The sequence below is a fragment of the Fervidobacterium riparium genome (genome assembly GCF_025370035.1).
Taxonomy (GTDB): Bacteria; Thermotogota; Thermotogae; order Thermotogales; family Fervidobacteriaceae; genus Fervidobacterium; species Fervidobacterium gondwanense.
This window is the reverse complement of sequence record NZ_CP009277.1, coordinates 2,133,114-2,151,603: the sequence shown is the minus strand read 5'-3', so window position 1 is coordinate 2,151,603 and position 18,490 is coordinate 2,133,114. Positions and strand designations below refer to the sequence as shown.

Below are 18,490 nucleotides of genomic sequence, written 5' to 3'. Positions count from 1 at the left end.
CATACATTAGCTGTTTGCATTTCTTACAATCTCTTCAATTACACTCTTCACTCTCTTATTTTTCAGTAAATTACGAAGGCGTTCACGTTTCTCTTCTGTTGTATTAAAAACTTCATAAAAAACATCAGGAAAATCCTCAACACTTTTTCCGTTTAGCATTTTTTTCAAAAGTTCAAAATATTCCTTCTTTTTCAACTCTTCCAAAATTTCAAACTCATCAAATATCAATCCCCGAAACTCTCTGTAGTCTTTATCCTCTTGATTTTCAATTCTTCCTTTCTTTCTTTTCAAGAGAACTATTGGAACTATCTCTCCATTTGGAAGCAACACGCTCTTATCATTCAGACTTCTATCAATCGAGAACTTATATTCTCCTTGCCGTTCATCTTCCAAAACATATAACAGCTTTTCTTTTGAAAGTTCTTCAAACGGGAAGAAAGAAGCAAACAAATTTACCAACCCTTTAACTTTCTCCTCAGAGTCCCCGCTGAAAAGTAATTTATAACCAACGTCTGTTTTTACAACCAAGAACGATTTCTTTGGTGTCAATTTAATGCCTATTTCCAGGTCAATACTCCATTCTCCGTAAAGCTGAGAATCGATACGCTCACTACTTTGAGAAGCATCATCATCATACGATTCAGTAATATCATATATCGTCTCTTCTTCGCTTCCTGAAGTAACTATAACTCTCTCGTCTACAAGAACTTGTGATTGTTTTAGTTTAGTTTCTTGTCTTTGCTCTTGTTTTTGCCTAATTGCCATATTACATCCACCTCCAGAAGAAAGAGTACTCTACTCTTGGATGTTTCTCTTCGTAATCTTTTCCTATTTCAATTTCTTTTATAATATCCAGCCCTCTCTCAAACGACATGCAAGTGAGAGCACCTCTCAGGTCTATGTTAGAATGGTAATCTCCTGGTCTTGTGATTCCAAACCCCTTAATATATTGAGCAAAATTGTAAATCAATTCAAAATACAAAGATTTTGAGTCAAGGTAACTAAACAGATGATAACCTTCCCCCATGTCACGCTGAAAGTCTTTACTAACGTTTTCGAGAAATTTACTGTAATTTTCACTATTGAACGCATTCCTAAGAATACTCTCCCTAACAGACGCCATATTCAAACCCTTTCCACCAGTATGGAACGTCTCCATCGAAAGTTGCGTTCCTCGCTCTCCTATAACGTGCCCTGCTGAAATTCCTATGTACTCATTATCATTAAATTCCTTTAATCGTGAAACATCAAACCCACACCATTTTTTGCTAATATACCAACCATTGCCAATTTCAACAACTTTTGGTGAAAGTAGCACAAACCTATCCGGAATCATATCTTCACTTTCCACAAATCTAACTTCGTCCCCTACCTTTATGTAACGGTATAAGAACCTTTTCTTATCAAATCCATTTGGCAAGGTACTTAGATCTATATTAATTTCAACAAATTCATCAGTATTATCAGACGTCTTAATAGCTCCTACGAATTCAACGAGTTTACGGGTCAAATATCCGGCATCCGCAACTTTCAACTTTTTATCCATCAACGTCCTTCGAGCTCTCCTGACCAAACCATCTTCAGGATTGAAGTAATCTTTAACGCTTAAACCTTGTACGAAACCTGTTTGAATCTTTCTCTCTTCAACGCTGATTTCAAAATTAAGCTGTTTGTATTGCTTATCGTTCCCTCTACACTTTGATTTCTTAATAGCCTCGAAGCTGCCAGTATTATTGAGTATTTCAAAAATACTCAGTGTAAGATTTCTTTCCGTTGCCAATCTAACATACTTATCTAAAATAGTTGACTTTATATATTCCTTTATCTCATCATATTTTCCTTGCCTTGCATAATCTCTGATTACTTTGTCGGCTTCGCTCTTCAAAGCCTTTTTCTCTTTTCCGGTCTCACAATAGTAGCCGTACACCATATCTTGGTCTATCGAGTATATAAGCTCGCCATTACCCAGCTTGAAAGGATTGCGTGAAGGCAACATACTTCTTAATTCTTCCTTGATATCTTCTGTTTGCTCAGTTGGGTATATCACCGCCATAGTGTCTCCGTCAAAATCAGCATTGAAACCTTCACACACGTTTATTGGAAGTCCTATCGTATAGTTTTGCCAAAAAACAGGTCTGAATGCTTGAACAGAATGCCTGTGAATAGCTGGTTGCCTTATCAAGACTACATAAATATCATCGCTGATAAGTTCTTTAGTTAACAGCCTTGCGATTTCTTTTCGCTCCTTGCTGTCTCCCCTTAAAGCTCTTTCAACTTTGTCCTTTGAAATAACCGAAATTCTATCTTTGAGCCAAGCAATCCCAAAATCCACAGGCAAAATAACAGTATCAACATCCAAATCAACCACAAGACCTTCCAAATCTAGCTTAGAAAGAGGCATCGGAGAAATAACAGTTCGCGCCGAATAGTGTAATCTTCGGGCGATAACTATCTCACGAACAAAACCTTCCTTCTTGAAGAGTAATTTCTTAATCTTATCTTCTATGTATTTAAAATCTGCTCTTTTAGAGCCTTCCGCTTTTACTTCTTTGAGAACTACAACAATCTTATTCCAGAAATTCTCTATCAGCTTTGCGAACTTTTCAACATTTCCATTAGGCCCATGAGATAGTTTAATTCCATTCTTAACACTCTCAAACTCGCTCACATGCTCAAACACAGCTTCTAAATATTTGCTATGATTGATAAACTTGTCTATCTCTTTTATATCATCAACACTCTTGCTTTCCTTTCCTACAAAATTCTCCAACAAATCAAAAAATTGCTCAATTTCCTGATTAACATCAGGTGATTTCTGCATCATATACCAAATCCTGTACAAGCCAAATTTTCTCTTAGTATCACGATCTAAATTCCTCAAGGCAGAGTCTACATATATTTTCAACAGCTCTAAATCGACATTGAGTTTTGTATTAACATTGTTAGCTAACTTGAAGCAACTGCAATTAGATGAACCATTTGATTTCAACTCGAACCTGATACCGAACACATAATCAAAAATCTCGTTCAAAATATCCTCAGGATAGACTGTCAAATTTGCTTTTTTACCTTTTGCTAAACTACTCAAATTCTTTTGAGCGAACAGTTTTGTAAGTTTTCTATTTGCATATGATTGCAAACTCCAAAACTCAAGCTCTCCAAACTTCTGACCACCATTATTTGACTTACCTTTCTTTGGCTGACCTGTTAATTCACTTTCTGCTGCTATATCCACAACATGAATCTTATCCCTCACGCAATGGTCAAGCCTCACCATATATTGATAGCCAGCTGTAAGATACCAAACGTTACCATTGTAATAAACCCTAAACCTTCCGTATTTATCAGCACCTATTGAACGGAGAGAATCCAGAAGTTCATTTGAACGAGAGCTCATATTTTCCAGAGGAGAGATTGGTATAGGCAGGTTAAAATTGGCGTGTTTTACGGCAACTGAACAATGGGTCTCGTACAACTGTCCCAAATTCATCCTTGAAACAACGCCAAGTGGACTCAAGATAACATCGAGTTTGTAACGATTCCCTCCTATTTCCACTTCAGGCATCTGTTCGTCTGGAAGGATCAGAGAAACAGTACCCTTGTTTCCGTGTCTTCCCATCAGTTTGTCTCCAACTTCTAAAGGTTTGTAAACCTCGAAGTCTATATAGAAACTTATCACATATTCATCAAAAACTGCAGAAGGTACTGGAAAAGCATCCTTAGGCAGATTCACAACTCTTGCTTCATACCTTCCTTCATACGTACGTATCCAACTCTTTTTCTTTTTTTCGTCTTCTTTTATAGTAACTTCGAACAACTCTTTTCCATAATAAACACTCTCACCGGGCTTGACCTTCCATTCGATTATTGCTTCAACCTTGTTACCAACAAACTTCCATTTCCCCTCATTAAAAGTGAAACTCTTGGCTGAAATGAACTCTTCAGTAAACTTCTCACTTTCCTTAATCTTTACTCTCATTTTCTTAGCAAAACTCTCTGAAACTACTATGCCATCCTCAAAATTAAAACCGTAGAAAAGCCCGTACCCAACAAGTGCGTTCACGCCATATTTTTGCGTTTCAAAACCTGTTTTGATAATCGGTTCTTCGGCTTCCTCGACAGGTATCACTTGCTTCAAATTCTTTGATCCCATCAACATCCTTGCTGCATCGGAGTGCAAAATGAAAGGAATCTGTTTAGTAGCAAAAGACAGAAAATCGGGCGATGAGATATTCCCATTCAACAAATCTGAAATAGTAAATCTTTTATTAACAATTCTCAAATTATCAAAATCAAAAGACAAATCATCACTATCTATCAACGTAAGCGTTAGACCAATCTTATCCGACTCAGGAGTTTCAAGCAAATCAACAATCCCAAAATGTGAAGAATGTGGCAGCCTGAGGTTATCGTTAACCTGCTCATTTGGATAAATAACCTTTCGTGGTTCCGAATTATACGATATATCATTGAGCTCGTCTGCGAGGAAGAAATTAGGCACCTTTACGGCCAACCACCGCCCAGTTTTAGAATAATATCTACTAAAGATTACCCCTATCTTTTGAACGAGCTGATTCAAAAGTGCGCTTCTAAAGCTTGAATTGACTCTTCTATCGCGAACCCTTTCATAAACAATCCTGAGTAGAGCAAAAAGAAAATTCAAATAGTAACCTTGAAGGACTATACTCTCAGAAAGATTGATACTCTTTTCTAAAATTTCTTTCATTGATAAATCATCAACAGATTCATTCTCTTCAAAAACTTCCAACTCATCTGATGTGCTAAACCCATCAAAAACGACAAATGGAGAGTAAAGCTTACTACCTTCGAAATAAAAATACCCATCCTTATCAGGAACAAGCAAAATAACATCCTTAAGTTCAATATAATCATGGAAAAACTTTTCACCGAAATCAAACTTAATATCATACAAACCACCGATAACCAAGTTACCCGTCCCGTACAGATTGCTTTTCTTACTAACATCAATGTTCATAGCTTCCAAAACGTCTGATAGCTTTCTTAAGCTATCAACCTTCTTCTCAGAATCGTCTATCGATTTACTAATCGTTTTTCTGACTATGCCGAAAAAACTATTAATCATTCTCACAAACTCATCAGAACCAGCAAAAGAAAACTGCTGAAACAATCTCATACTATTCCCCCTCATCTTATTTTTACACACATACAACTTTTATAGGTAAAGGCTGAATCTACCATAACTAATTATAGCATACAATTGTGATACGATTACGTTAGGCATCATTGACATGACCAAAACCGAAACAATGATGCAATCACGTCTAAAGCCACAAAAAATTGAAAAGAGTACATTCCTTCTCAAAACAAAGTGTTAATTCAACATCTGAATAGATTAAACAAAAGTTTCAAATTCACCAAGGTTGAAAGGTAACAAAAATACATCATTGATGATATTCACAATAAACTCAAAGTATCTGAAATTCAAATAAGAGTTGAAGATAACTGAGGAAGGAAGAAGCCGTAAAGGACTTATTTGGTTATGTTAGAAGGGATAACATTTGAGATTTACTCATCAGCGGATTTAAGGCAGGAGAAAAGACAACCACGAATCCTTCGCCCTGTGTAGTATTCTATTATGCCGGCATTTTAGATCTGTCCGTTTAACAGAAGATTATAAAACACACTATCCCCACAATCTTTACTAATTATAAGAGAAAGTAATTTTCACACATCAATTTGATGTTGCCTGAATTAAAGAGAAACCTTGTAGTTTCATTTGAAATGAAACGCGGGGTTAAATCCCGCGTACAGTATTATATTATCGATATTTAGAATCTGAAGCAATGAATTTTATTAATCGACAAACGTTATTTCAACATCTTCAAATCCGAGCAACGTTACTAAATTCTTTACAATATACGATGCTTGAGCCTTTGCTTCTTCAATTATCCCAGCTCTTTTAGCATCCTCTTCGATTTCTTGAAGCACTTCATTCTCCAACTGTTGCCATTCCTCAAGCGATTCGTAATCGTCTTTCTTAAGTACAGTCGGTTGCTCTAAAAAGCGTGATTCTATTCTTGGAGACGGAAGGGTTAGTTTTACTGTTCTGTCTTCAACTACAACATCTGCGCTTGTTAGATTTGAAACATCTACATACGCCGTTACATCAGCCTTGCACATCAAGATAAGTTCCTTATCACCAAATGGTATATTCAAAAACCTATTTTCTACTCTTTTTCCAAAAACTTTTTCTATCTCATACTTAACCAAATCCAGTTGCAACACCTCTTGTAACTTTTTCAGTATAACCACATTTTCTTGATTAACCGATGTGTTTTCTTCTTCTTGATTAACCGATGTGTTTTCTTCGTTCCTATTTGCAAAAAACTCATTCCAAACAAACCCGAGCACTACTATAGTCACCAAAAGTCCGAATATAACTAAAATACAGGATTTTATTTTACCCATATTCCCACCCCATCTACATAACCATAACAGTCTCAAAGCCTAACTGTTTTAAAAGTTGTTCAACAAAAATCTTTGCGCGTTCTCTAGCCTGCGGGAGTATTTCAGCTTCAATTCTTTCTCTTTCTCTATCAATATCTGCCTCTGCTATCTCATGAATCTTTCTCTCGGCTTCAACTGGTAAATTAGCAACTAATGACTTGTATATATCTGTGTAATGCTCGAGTTTCTCAACAAAGTACTGTTCAAATATTTTAGCCTCAGGTACGGTAACTGTCGCTTGTTTTGTTTCGAAATCAATTTCAACATTCTCTTCACTTATTTCACTCAAATCAACTCCCGCTCTAAAAACGTAGACAAGGTGAGCTGCCGATTCATATCCATATAAAAAGTTTGCTATCTTATCTATAATATTACCATCCTCTACACTTGCTAAAATTCTCTTATACTCTTCGTAAGTTATTACAGAATCCTTATTTTTATTGTATATATAAACTTTTTGATACATAGCCCTCAAAGTGACGAGTCTTCCTATCTTCCTAATCTCCGATATATAAGTGGGAAATGATATCTTTTGGACCTTTCTTCCTATTCCGAACACCTCTGCAGAAAAATCTACGATTTGTTTCCAAGCAAACTTTACTACCACGAATAAAAGTAGGCCTATCAAAAAAAATAAACACTACAATAAACAATATCGACTTAAAAACATCCATAAGTTCACCCCCAGCAGCGTAAATTTAAGCTTTCACCATCCAAAAACATATCTTTTTAATCACATTTTGCTAAAAGTATTCGAACAATTTAGCCCCCACTTTCTTACAGAGAGAAGTGCCTTTTCCACATACGAATATGTACGACACGGAAAAATCAAAGCAAGAAAAATTTCCATCTCTTTCAGAGAGAGGTTCCTTCCTGACGCGGAACCGTGAAACGAAAGTATTTGTACTCATTCCGGCTGGTTTCCATCTCTTTCAGAGAGAGGTTCCTTCCTGACGAGACGAACTAAGCGATAACATAAGAGCAAACAAACACAGACGTTTCCATCTCTTTCAGAGAGAGGTTCCTTCCTGACCAAAGGAACCAAGTGAAAGGATAGAAACTTTGGATTTTGGTTTCCATCTCTTTCAGAGAGAGGTTCCTTCCTGACGAGACGAACTAAGCGATAACATAAGAGCAAACAAACACAGACGTTTCCATCTCTTTCAGAGAGAGGTTCCTTCCTGACCAATGCGTACTGGAACGTGAACGAAGCACTCGACCGAGGATGTTTCCATCTCTTTCAGAGAGAGGTTCCTTCCTGACATGGTGAAGCTATATTCATACGAATATGGAAACGAAATCGGGTTTCCATCTCTTTCAGAGAGAGGTTCCTTCCTGACAAGACGTAACACTAACGATAAAAGGAAAGGCGGCAGAAGTTTCCATCTCTTTCAGAGAGAGGTTCCTTCCTGACAAGACGAAGAACTAATCGCCGTAGCAAGAGATGCGCAAAAGTTTCCATCTCTTTCAGAGAGAGGTTCCTTCCTGACTTACGTACAACATATTCAACATGGCTGATTATGGTGTACCAAGTTTCCATCTCTTTCAGAGAGAGGTTCCTTCCTGACAAGGCTTTTTGTACTATGGATGGGAGAAACTTGAATTCATGTTTCCATCTCTTTCAGAGAGAGGTTCCTTCCTGACACAAAAGGTTAGCAAATTATACATATACGAAACAAACAAAGTTTCCATCTCTTTCAGAGAGAGGTTCCTTCCTGACGACAGTTCACAAGAAGTGCAACAAAACAAACAACAAGACGGTTTCCATCTCTTTCAGAGAGAGGTTCCTTCCTGACTGATGGTAAAAAAGGTTTTAAGTTACTTGAAGATAGGAAAGGTTTCCATCTCTTTCAGAGAGAGGTTCCTTCCTGACGAATGAGATTGTAACAATAACATTGGATTCTACAGAGTTTGTTTCCATCTCTTTCAGAGAGAGGTTCCTTCCTGACAAGGTGGAAGACCAACAAAATTGAATGATGAGCTTATCGAGTTTCCATCTCTTTCAGAGAGAGGTTCCTTCCTGACTTACGATGGGCTGCCATATAAAGTTATTGTGAAAGCTTATGTTTCCATCTCTTTCAGAGAGAGGTTCCTTCCTGACAGAGCTAAACAAGTTAAAAGAAATATAGTACCGTCAATAGTTTCCATCTCTTTCAGAGAGAGGTTCCTTCCTGACTCGCTGATACAAGACCAAAAAGCTATTGAAGAGCTAATAAAGTTTCCATCTCTTTCAGAGAGAGGTTCCTTCCTGACTATCTTGACGTAACAGTAAAAGTGAATGGTAAGGAAAAAAGTTTCCATCTCTTTCAGAGAGAGGTTCCTTCCTGACAAAGATGTAGTTATGTTGAGCTTTGTCCGTTGAGGGAGTAGTTTCCATCTCTTTCAGAGAGAGGTTCCTTCCTGACATACTGACTATGACAAGTTTATATATGAGTATGCACAATGGGTTTCCATCTCTTTCAGAGAGAGGTTCCTTCCTGACGAGCAGACAATTGCTTTTCCTAATGGCAGTGTGTTTGTTTTGTTTCCATCTCTTTCAGAGAGAGGTTCCTTCCTGACTCAGATAGAAGAAAAGCATCAAGTCTTATTCTAACGGGGTGTTTCCATCTCTTTCAGAGAGAGGTTCCTTCCTGACATACTGACTATGACAAGTTTATATATGAGTATGCACAATGGGTTTCCATCTCTTTCAGAGAGAGGTTCCTTCCTGACACACACCCTCACATTAATAACAGACAAAAAAGCTATTGAAGAGTTTCCATCTCTTTCAGAGAGAGGTTCCTTCCTGACTATCTCGAGTTACAGATTTTAGTTAACGGTCAACCAAAGAAGTTTCCATCTCTTTCAGAGAGAGGTTCCTTCCTGACATTGTACTTGGAAATTAAAGTTATTATTAACGGACAACCAGTTTCCATCTCTTTCAGAGAGAGGTTCCTTCCTGACTCAAATTAAAAGGATTGACTCAAAGTAACAGTCAACACACCCTGTTTCCATCTCTTTCAGAGAGAGGTTCCTTCCTGACTAAAGATCTTGGAATCAAGTATGAACATATCAAATCTGGTTTCCATCTCTTTCAGAGAGAGGTTCCTTCCTGACTGTAAACCAAATGAGCTTGTAGATGAACTTTTTGCAAGATGGTTTCCATCTCTTTCAGAGAGAGGTTCCTTCCTGACGTGTAAGTATGTGGACAATGTTCCCGAATTCTCAAACGAGAGTTTCCATCTCTTTCAGAGAGAGGTTCCTTCCTGACTTAAAAATACCTGAGGTAAAGTTAAAAGGGCTCACCAAGGGTTTCCATCTCTTTCAGAGAGAGGTTCCTTCCTGACTTGCGGCGAAGATAAGTTTGGAAGAGCCTTACATAGCCGCACGTTTCCATCTCTTTCAGAGAGAGGTTCCTTCCTGACATGAAGAGACTATATCTCGAAATTATGGTAACAGTAAACGGTTTCCATCTCTTTCAGAGAGAGGTTCCTTCCTGACAAAAAAAGAGAAAGAGGTGAAAAGTATGAAGAGGTTAGTTTCCATCTCTTTCAGAGAGAGGTTCCTTCCTGACGATGATCCAAAAGAAATCGAAGAAATGATTAACAGGAAAAGTTTCCATCTCTTTCAGAGAGAGGTTCCTTCCTGACGTAACAGTAAACGGTGTAAACAAAAAAGGTAGGTTGGAAGTGTTTCCATCTCTTTCAGAGAGAGGTTCCTTCCTGACGTGAACGGTGTAAACAAAAAAGGCAGGCTAGAGATAGCCTGTTTCCATCTCTTTCAGAGAGAGGTTCCTTCCTGACAAAAAGGAAGAGTTGAGGTATCTCTTCCTGAAGGCGAGATTGTTTCCATCTCTTTCAGAGAGAGGTTCCTTCCTGACTGAATCACAAGATTGAAAAACTAAAAGAATTGTTGAAATAGTTTCCATCTCTTTCAGAGAGAGGTTCCTTCCTGACACATACATTAACATTAGTGGAAGATCCAAAAATTGTAGAGCGTTTCCATCTCTTTCAGAGAGAGGTTCCTTCCTGACTTAACAGGAAAATTAAGGAATTGGAGAAACTAAAAGAGTTGTTTCCATCTCTTTCAGAGAGAGGTTCCTTCCTGACAAATTGAGGAGGTGATTAACAAAAAAATTGAGGAATTACAGTTTCCATCTCTTTCAGAGAGAGGTTCCTTCCTGACTTCTTATGCCGAGTCAACGCAAATATCCGTACAAGAAGCTAGTTTCCATCTCTTTCAGAGAGAGGTTCCTTCCTGACCGGGTGTTATCGTAATTGATTTTAACGGCAAGCGCATAGTTAGTTTCCATCTCTTTCAGAGAGAGGTTCCTTCCTGACTACATCGAGATTGAGGTAACAGTAAATGGTAAAGAAAAAAGTTTCCATCTCTTTCAGAGAGAGGTTCCTTCCTGACTCTTGCCTTCCAGAATAGGCATAAATAGATGTAGTTTGGAATGCGATTTTCTCTACCTCCAAAGTTAGGCTGTCTGAATTTTGTTTTAAGTTAGCTAACAGTTGCAAATTTTCTTGAATCCATGCCGATTCCCTACCTGTTTTTGCACTTGTTCCTTAATACGTGCTGATGAATAAATGATTTGAGTTAGCTTTTCACTTTGAAATATGTTCGTAACAATAGGTAGAGAATTTTTTATATTATGTCTAATCACAAGCGGAGAAGCAAGAAGAATACGTATGAGAAAGAAGAAAATAAAATCACTTTGTGAAATGAAATACCTAAAATTCAACGGAGAAGCGCATGAATACAAGATTTTTCGACGATGTAGCTTGCAAAAATTATCAACTTGCCAATGACCGGACGTATAGTATTTATGCGGTTATTAGTGAGTATCGTGGTGCAAAATTTGTCTTTTGGTCTCCACGGTTTAGGGCGTTTGAAGGTTTGAAAAGATGTGCTTTTCACAGCTACTACGTATATATATTATACCATGTATATATATTATACCATCTATTTTGGAATTATGACTTCAAATTCTGTTTTATGGTTTGGTATATCTTTATAGCATCGTTAAAAAGTGTTTCGAGTTCTTCTGTTTTTGTTTCGTAGTACCTTCGGTTTTGGTTTATTCCATGAGCTATGCGGTTTCTCATTTTCCTTAATTTTATGAATTCTTTTGCTAAGCTTGGCGGAAATAGTTTTTCGATTTTGTTTTTTGCTTTCGCTCTGTAATTCAGGTTTGTTTCTTTTCCTCTTCCGTAGAGCATGACTGTTGCACCGCTGACTATGGCTTCAAATATCAACTGGATAGCCTTGAAGTATTGTTTTCTTTTGTGATAAAAAGCGGCTTTTTCATAAAATAGCTCTTCAACATGCTTGGTTTGCGATATTCTTTTTAGTTCTTTGTTCACGTTTATAAGGAAATAGTTCTGCGTTTCTTTCATCGTTGCAATAGTTCTAAGTTTATTTGCTGATTCTTCCGACATGTCGTTTAGTTCGAATTGGTAGTATATTTCTTCCACTTCTTTTTGTTGGTCTTCTTTCAAAAATGTCAACAGGGGAAGGTTAAAATTCCCACTAAGTTCAAATGCAGCAAGTTGTTCGTCCAAAGTTATCATCTTTTCAAAAATCGGCATTTCAAGAACCTTTTTGGCTTTTTCTCCCAAATTCATATTGACATAGTAGATGTATATTTTCTTGAGACTTACGTACCTTGCCGGAAGTATTATGCCAAGTGTCAATAATACACTAATGTTATTTGCATAAGTTATATCGATATATACGTTCTCTATATCCGTCGATAGATGTTGTATGATTGCTCTGAGTAGCGTCTGCTGGTACTCTATGTTATCTTCGTCTGTTTTTATACATCTAATCGATGGAAGTACTGTTATACTCGTTTTTGCTCCGTACGTTTCTGATATTATTCTTTCTAATTCTTTTATATCGTTCCTGCGGGCTTTTGTATTTTCATATCCAGCAAGTTCCTCAAGCGCTCTTATCTCGCAATCTTCTTCAGCAAATATTAATATTTTTGTCAGGTCTTTACGTCCTTTCACATATCTCGTCATGGCTCTTAAGAAGTACATTCCTGTAGCAGTAGAACCGTTTGAAAACTTGTATACCGATTTTTCAACCAAGTTATTTTCTTTCGATGGAGTAAACAATACCACCATAGTGGACATATTCATCCCTGCCTTTCTTTACCTTTTGTTGAAATTAAAAATCCGAGCCATTAAAGGCTCGGGAAAAGTCCATGGAACGTTTTATTTATGCATACGCCTGAGTGCGTTCTGCTACGTATCTGTTAATTTTTCTTCTGAGATGAATATCGAGTTTGTTGTGTACGTGGTTTTCATGTCCTCTAACTTTTTCTAAACAGAGTCTGCATTTGAGTGACTTGGCTATATTCTTAAGCTCTTCTACATATTTCACAACTTCTGGGTTTTGAGAGTTCACTTTCCCACTCAGTGCCTTCTTAATAATGTCTATGTCTGAGCACAGGACGATCACTGGGAATTTTTCGTCAAGTTTTTCCTGTTTTACGTAGTTCAGGGCGTAGAGTGCGGCTTTTAGTTCAGCCTCTACGTTTTGTAACTCCGTTGTTGCTTTGCTGACCTTGGCTACTATCTGTTCTCCGCCAAGGACCGGGGATGAAAGAAGAAATCCGTAGGAAACGAATCCGTTTTTGTATGAACCATCGGTGTAAACTTTTAACATCTTTACCAACCTCCTCTTTGTCAGTTTAGTTTTAAAATGAACCGGACCTTGCACTTTCGTGTTCAGTCCGGTTGTTCCATTTGTACATCTGACTTTTAAAACTTCTTTGTTCGTTTCCCATTGTTTTCATCGCTTTTTTAAATCATATTCAAGTCCAAATACTTATTAATGCAATCATGTATTCCATGATTCTGAATACCTCAAGCAGCAAAACAACCGCGATAACACCAAATAACATCTTCTTTCCTAATATAATCTCACCTCCTACAAATGAAGTTTAAGTTTATTTTTCTATTGCACTTCCAATACACCTGCAATCACTTCAATGGTTCCGATTATACAACTGACATTTATACCTCACGCTCGATGTATCACTGTTTAAAACGATTCTTTCCATCCTTTTTCATCTTCACTCATACCTTAAACACATGCTGAAGGAAAAATCAGAACAGTTCCGCAAAAATCGGATGGTAGACTTAGACAGAGCACGAAACTGGCAGGAAAAAATGAAGGAGGGAAACGCTGAAGGAATGCTTTGATGGAATAAAAAAATAAAGGCTCCGTACGTTGCGGAGCCTTTGCTCGTTTTAACACTGAGATGTTAAATAATACTTTCAATGCACATTCTTAACATCTCTTTCAGAAGAATAACCTTCCCAACATGAGGTTAGAAAGATTAGAGATATTTTAACAGTTGTTTTTAACTTTTTCGGTGAGGTCTCTTCTAATCTAAGGATAAGAAGGAAGAACTATAGAACCAGTTTTGTTTCCATCTCTTTCAGAGAGAGGTTCCTTCCTGACCTTACCTTCCAGAATAGGCATAAATAGATGCAGTTTGGAATGCGATTTTCTCTACCTCCAAAGTTAGACTGTCTAAATTTTGTTTTAGTATGGCTAACAGTTGCAAATTTTCTTGAATCCATGCCGATTCCCTACCTGTTTTTGCACTTGTTCCTTAATACGTGCTGATGAATAAATGATTTGAGTTAGCTTTTCACTTTGAAATATGTTCGTAACAATAGGTAGAGAATTTTTTAGATTATGTCTAATCACAAGCGGAGAAGCAAGAAGAATACGTATGAGAAAGAAGAAAATAAAATCACTTTGTGAAATGAAATACCTAAAATTCAACGGAGAAGCGCATGAATACAAGATTTTTCGACGATGTAGCTTGCAAAAATTATCAACTTTCTAATGACCAGAAGTATAGTATTTATGCGGTTATTAGTGAGTATCGTGGTGCAAAATTTGTCTTTTGGTCTCCGCGGTTTAGGGCGTTGGCAGTTGAAGAAAAGATTTTATTTGCGCTGAGTTGCGCGATATCATATATTCCCTGTTTCGCTTGTGTTTTTTTACAACCTTGGTTTTTATCTACTCTGTATGTTGGATTTGTGTTTGAGTGTATAGTTTTCCAGCAAGCTTTCTTAGTTCTTTTAGGTCTCTTTTGTGGTAGAGGAATCTTTGGTTTTCTGAATCTATGAGTCCGATTATATTGAATAGTTCAATCATTTTTTCGTCTCCGAATAGTTGGACACGGTAGATTTTTTCTTCGTATGGAGTTATCACAGGTATTAGTTTTTTTTCGCATTCTTCTTCATTGAAGATTTTGTCTGCTAAGTTGAAGTAGTAATCTTCTATAAATGATATGAATGTATCATAGTTTAGCTCTCCAAATGTTTCAGGCGCGATGATAAAGCCTTCTGTTCGTGGTTGTATTTCTTTGGCTCTGAAATTTAAGAGGATGGCTCCGCCGAGCCTTAGATTCACAAGGTTTTTCATGACGGAGCCAACGCGGTTTGTCAAAATTCTTATTCTCATGTAACTTTTACCAAGAATATAGTATCCGGATTCGTGCAAGTAGTATTTTTTGGATAGTATGTGCGAAACGGATGCGGCGCGTTCTCCAATTTTTTCTTTGATTTTTGTTATTTCTTCGTCATTAATTAGTACCGGTTTTTTGAAGTCCCATTCAACATATATTTCGAGCAATTTGCGTTTCCCCCAATTTTGTTGTTTAGTTCGTAACGGTTACTTTTAACCAGCCAAGTGGCATTATTGTGCTTGCGTTTACGTCAACTACTCTTACCGTCACAGGGAACATTGCTGGGTTAAATTTCCAGTGTCTGTTAATTTTTCTCAGTGTCTCAATTTGTGCTTGTGTTAATGGTTTTGTGAAAGCTGTTTTGGAGTAAAAACCTGAGTGTCCACCTACTCTTAGTACGAATACGTTGTCCTTTTGGTTTTCTTTGCTCAGTTCGTCGTAAAATCGCATAAGCTGTTGTTGAGCATTTTTGTCAATCATTTGTGATATTCTTGTTTTTTCGCGCTCGATAGAGTTTTTGGCAATTTCTTTCATTATCGCAATGAACTTTTGTTTATCTTCAAGTGTGCTGGATATGTGAGTGATTTTTCCTTCTGCACGTATCGTACCTGCTGATTGGTTTTTTCTGTACCATGATGTCTTGAATTCTAAAGTGCACTCAACATAGTTTTCTTCAGGAATATTTGTAACTTTCTTTGGAAGCCAGATTTCAAGAAATTGAGGTATGCTACCCTTTTGTTTTAGTATGTTTAAAATTCTGTACATTTTAAAAGCAATAAATTTGCTGTTTATGTATGTACTGTCTGAGATCTGTAGAAATTTGAATACAGACTTTTTTGCATCGCCAAAGATTTCATTTTCAACGTTCCTGTATCGTGATTCAAGGTGTTTGGCGAATTCATCGCTGAGATATTGTTTTATCAGCGCTGTTCTTATTGCTCCTTTTAACGAGCTGCCTGGAATGTATTTTCTTCCTGCCGAGCTGATGAATGTGTGAATTTGCAATGTTCTCGGCTTTCCAGTTTTTTTGTCAATTATCGTTTTAAAGTCGTGCTTTTTTACTGTGTCTATGTTTATGTTTAGCTTTCTAAATATGTCTTCAAGCGCTTTGTCTTTTTCTGAAGGATTTAGTATTCTGTCCACTCTGTTGACGAATTCTTCAACGAATTTGTCGTCGTTCATCAGTTTGTCAAAGTCTAATATATACGTCCTGTCGCCTCTTATGAGCATTTCGAATTTTGTTACTTTTTCTCCGGAACCGATGAATATAGGTGACATTGGTTCGATTTTAAGTCTCATCATTTTCCGTTACCCCCTTTAAACGGGAGTAGGAATGCTTTCCCGTATCTGTAAACTCTGTAGTCATACTCAAAATTGTCAGGTGTTACATCAAGTATTTTTCCTTTTACTGGTTTTGTGAATATGCTTCCTTCTGCGAACATCGTCACTCTTTTTGCTTTTTTGTCGCTATTGTGGATGTAGCCTGTTCTATACCGCAGTTCGTACGCCTTTGCAAATTTTGTGATTTCTTTCGAGTTTTCTTCGTAGTCTTCTGAATCTGGAATATATGGCGAGAGAAGCAAATAGTTCTCTCCTTGTTCTGGAAGGCTTATTGGGATTAAGTCATAGTCAAATTGTCCAAAGCCATACGTTCGGTCTCCGCCTATCCCTTCATCGGAAAGCAATTTCAACGCCGCTAATATTTCTTTTTCTATATCATCACTGACCTTTAAGTAGAACCACAGTCCACTATCTTCTTTGAAGTGAACTTCTGAGAAGTAAAATATGTTTGATTCTGCGTAGTTTCTTGCAACCATGACTCTTGGACGTTCTAATATGATGTAAAATTCTTCTAATTCTTTTTGAGCTTTGTCTGCAAGTAGGAACGGTAGCGAGAGGTTTTCTTCTCCAACGCTTTTTGACTCAGTTAAGATTGTTTCTTCAACGAATTTGATTTTCTTTATTTTTTTGACTTGTTGTATTTTGTCTTCTAAGCCAAATGTCTCGCCTTTTGGCCTCGGCAAGAAGTATTTGTTTCCAACGTAAAAGAATGCAGATGAGATTAGAAGCTCTGAATTGCTTTCTTTAATTTTTTCAATTAAATCGTTAGTTTTTTGTTCGCCAAATAGCAAGTTGTAGCCATTTATTAATCCGCCAAAAATTGTATCGGCATGTATTGTTGCTTCAGACACCTCAAAGACCCCGTCAAGATAACCGATGTGGAGAGGTCCTTTGAGTTTCAATTTTACTTTGTAGGTCATATGCATCACTTCCTCAGTTTGGGTTTTATTTCAAACGTTTTGTAGTGCATTATTTAATTGCTTTGAGTGCTTCGTCTACTGATTTTGCTCCGGAAATGATAACCTCCTCATTTTCTGTTCCTTTGTAGAAATCAACACTGCGCTTCTTAATTACTATGTCTTCGAATTTTATTTTTCCATATCCTCTTGAACCGCTACCGCCAATGTAGTCGTCTTCAAGAAGTCTCATTATTTTAAGCAGTTCTTCAATGAACTTTGTTCCGTCGTTTTCAAATATGTTAACTGAGAATTCTGATTGGAAGACTGCACCGGTAGGGACGCGTTCTTGTTGTCTCGGGTTTGCTTCGGATGTTAATCTGTTGATTGAGTTTTCGTGCTTGACTTCTGTATATTTTGTTTCTAAGTATGTTTCAAATGCTTCTACAGATTTTGGGTCTAACATTGCGTCGCGTACTATGAGTCTTCTAAGATACAAAGGTTTTCCTTCTTTTCCTTTGATGCCTGCACCGAATAGGCCACATACTTCGCAGTTTTCGTCCCCACAACCATGTGGTTCTCCGTTGTTCGATACTTTTCCATGGAAGAATTCGGACAATGTTCTGAGTTTTCCTTTTAAGCTGCTGCCAGGAATGTACGGTCTACCTTGTGCGTCTTTTATTACTGGGTTGTCAAGTCCGCCTATTTCAAGGTCATCTTTGCTGGTGCCTATGTGCAATCCCGTCAAGAGCCTTATGTTAGCCTGTAATATGTATTTTCCTTTGAATTTTTTAACTTCCATATGGACTCCTCCTTATTATTTTTTCATTTATCCTTTGTAGAATTTGTGGTACGCAACTAAGGATTCAAAGAAGTCAACGAAATACTTGTAGTGTTTTATTAGTTCATCGCCCTTTTTTTGTTTGACAACGTCTACGACTTCTTTCATACCCGATGCAAAGTCTTTCAAGAACGGTTTTCCTTCTCTTCCAACATCGTACATGAGCATTGCAACAAACTTGTTCAGATCGCGTGTTATGTCCACATCTTTATCCAGTTCAAGTTTCTTTACATGGTTGTAAAATTTTCTGATTTTGGTGCTGTTAATTTCAAGGTTCTTCGCAATTTCCTCTGATAAGCTGTAAAGTTTGTTGTAGTCAACGTTACCTGAAACAAATAAGTTCTTGACCTCACCAAATTTGTTTTTTATCTGTACTTGGTTTTGGTTTTGTTGCTGCTGGTTGAACCCCTGGTTTCCAAATGGTTTTCCCCCGCCGTTCATATT

11 protein-coding genes and 1 CRISPR repeat array are annotated in these 18,490 nt (G+C 37.3%); all 11 genes read right to left on the bottom strand.

What is annotated here, in order from left to right; genetic code table 11:
* Positions 1-6 precede the first annotated feature (6 nt).
* The 11 genes from IB67_RS10235 to csm2 all read right to left on the bottom strand — a co-directional run bounded on the left by IB67_RS10235 (position 7) and on the right by csm2 (position 18,487).
* On the bottom strand, positions 7-765 hold the full coding sequence (locus tag IB67_RS10235; protein ID WP_072760979.1) for a hypothetical protein: 759 nt from the start codon (positions 763-765) through the stop codon (positions 7-9).
* Position 766: 1 nt separating this feature from the next.
* Positions 767-5,155, bottom strand: coding sequence for a hypothetical protein (locus tag IB67_RS10230; RefSeq protein ID WP_072760981.1), 4,389 nt, complete (start codon positions 5,153-5,155; stop codon positions 767-769).
* Between the two features lie 680 nt (positions 5,156-5,835).
* Complete coding sequence (locus tag IB67_RS10225) at positions 5,836-6,450, bottom strand: DUF4230 domain-containing protein (protein ID WP_072760983.1); 615 nt, start codon at positions 6,448-6,450, stop codon at positions 5,836-5,838.
* Positions 6,451-6,463: 13 nt separating this feature from the next.
* On the bottom strand, positions 6,464-7,117 hold the full coding sequence (locus IB67_RS10220) for a DUF4230 domain-containing protein (RefSeq protein WP_498875314.1): 654 nt from the start codon (positions 7,115-7,117) through the stop codon (positions 6,464-6,466).
* A 214-nt stretch (positions 7,118-7,331) separates the two neighbouring features.
* A CRISPR array of direct repeats spans positions 7,332-10,884; the repeat unit is 36 nt; unit sequence GTTTCCATCTCTTTCAGAGAGAGGTTCCTTCCTGAC.
* 563 nt (positions 10,885-11,447) lie between these two features.
* Positions 11,448-12,611 (bottom strand): TM1812 family CRISPR-associated protein, encoded by a 1,164-nt coding sequence (locus tag IB67_RS10215; RefSeq protein WP_339747748.1) that lies wholly within the window; start codon positions 12,609-12,611, stop codon positions 11,448-11,450.
* A gap of 85 nt (positions 12,612-12,696) precedes the next feature.
* Positions 12,697-13,146 (bottom strand): ribonuclease HI, encoded by a 450-nt coding sequence (locus IB67_RS10210; RefSeq protein WP_339747745.1) that lies wholly within the window; start codon positions 13,144-13,146, stop codon positions 12,697-12,699.
* Between the two features lie 1,371 nt (positions 13,147-14,517).
* The gene (locus tag IB67_RS10205; RefSeq protein ID WP_339748071.1) at positions 14,518-15,135 is read right to left on the bottom strand and encodes a hypothetical protein; all 618 of its coding nucleotides are present in this window, start codon (positions 15,133-15,135) and stop codon (positions 14,518-14,520) included.
* A 25-nt stretch (positions 15,136-15,160) separates the two neighbouring features.
* A complete protein-coding gene (gene csm5 / locus IB67_RS10200) occupies positions 15,161-16,270 on the bottom strand; it encodes a type III-A CRISPR-associated RAMP protein Csm5 (protein ID WP_424695331.1) in 1,110 nt (369 codons plus the stop codon).
* Entirely contained in the window at positions 16,267-17,229 is a 963-nt protein-coding gene (gene csm4 / locus IB67_RS10195; protein ID WP_339748065.1) for a type III-A CRISPR-associated RAMP protein Csm4, read from the bottom strand. The genes csm5 and csm4 overlap by 4 nt, the downstream gene beginning before the upstream one ends.
* A gap of 49 nt (positions 17,230-17,278) precedes the next feature.
* A complete protein-coding gene (csm3, locus tag IB67_RS10190; protein WP_339748063.1) occupies positions 17,279-18,007 on the bottom strand; it encodes a type III-A CRISPR-associated RAMP protein Csm3 in 729 nt (242 codons plus the stop codon).
* 27 nt (positions 18,008-18,034) lie between these two features.
* Entirely contained in the window at positions 18,035-18,487 is a 453-nt protein-coding gene (csm2, locus tag IB67_RS10185) for a type III-A CRISPR-associated protein Csm2 (protein WP_339748060.1), read from the bottom strand.
* Positions 18,488-18,490 lie beyond the last annotated feature (3 nt).

Excerpts from the sequence above, each read along its gene's own strand:
- csm4 (WP_339748065.1), bottom strand. The coding sequence starts at position 17,229 with ATGACCTACAAAGTAAAATTGAAACTCAAAGGACCTCTCCACATCGGT.
- csm5 (WP_424695331.1), bottom strand. The coding sequence starts at position 16,270 with ATGATGAGACTTAAAATCGAACCAATGTCACCTATATTCATCGGTTCC.
- IB67_RS10210 (WP_339747745.1), bottom strand. The coding sequence starts at position 13,146 with ATGTTAAAAGTTTACACCGATGGTTCATACAAAAACGGATTCGTTTCC.
- csm2 (WP_339748060.1), bottom strand. The coding sequence starts at position 18,487 with ATGAACGGCGGGGGAAAACCATTTGGAAACCAGGGGTTCAACCAGCAG.
- IB67_RS10225 (WP_072760983.1), bottom strand. The coding sequence starts at position 6,450 with ATGGGTAAAATAAAATCCTGTATTTTAGTTATATTCGGACTTTTGGTG.
- IB67_RS10215 (WP_339747748.1), bottom strand. The coding sequence starts at position 12,611 with ATGTCCACTATGGTGGTATTGTTTACTCCATCGAAAGAAAATAACTTG.
- IB67_RS10235 (WP_072760979.1), bottom strand. The coding sequence starts at position 765 with ATGGCAATTAGGCAAAAACAAGAGCAAAGACAAGAAACTAAACTAAAA.
- IB67_RS10230 (WP_072760981.1), bottom strand. The coding sequence starts at position 5,155 with ATGAGATTGTTTCAGCAGTTTTCTTTTGCTGGTTCTGATGAGTTTGTG.
- csm3 (WP_339748063.1), bottom strand. The coding sequence starts at position 18,007 with ATGGAAGTTAAAAAATTCAAAGGAAAATACATATTACAGGCTAACATA.